At 54.6% G+C, this 326-nt stretch carries 1 protein-coding gene; it reads right to left on the bottom strand.

Features of this window, described 5'->3' with window-relative positions; all coding sequences use genetic code 11:
• Positions 1-76: 76 nt before the first annotated feature.
• Positions 77-326: hypothetical protein (locus LNV09_RS24695; RefSeq protein WP_263559714.1), on the bottom strand; the 250-nt coding region annotated here is incomplete at its 5' end.

Raw genomic sequence — 326 nt, 5'->3', positions numbered from 1 at the left:
AGCGTAGCGCGGCCAGCTGGCGGAGGTCCACTCGAGCGCTGGGTTAGACCTCAAACCGCGCCCACCGGAAGCGCAACTACTTGCGTTTGAAAAAAGATTCATGAACAAAGGCCAACCATCGCGGCCCAAAAACAAACCCGACTATTGCTGCCACGCCCCAAAGGGCAAGAGAAATCAATATCCAAAGTTCTCGATTCGTAGAGTACTCCGAGACTTGCAGCGTAAGCACGAATCCGAGGATAGCCAATACCATCGCAAGAGCGCGGTAGGTGGCTAGTCGCGCGCTACGCTCGCGAGAATGAGGAGGATTCATGAGGTCTAACGTT

This window comes from Paucibacter sp. B2R-40 (assembly GCF_025717555.1).
In the GTDB taxonomy this organism is placed as follows: domain Bacteria; phylum Pseudomonadota; class Gammaproteobacteria; order Burkholderiales; family Burkholderiaceae_C; genus Paucibacter_A.
Note: the sequence above shows the minus strand (reverse complement) of the source record. Positions and strands in the feature narration are given on the sequence as shown.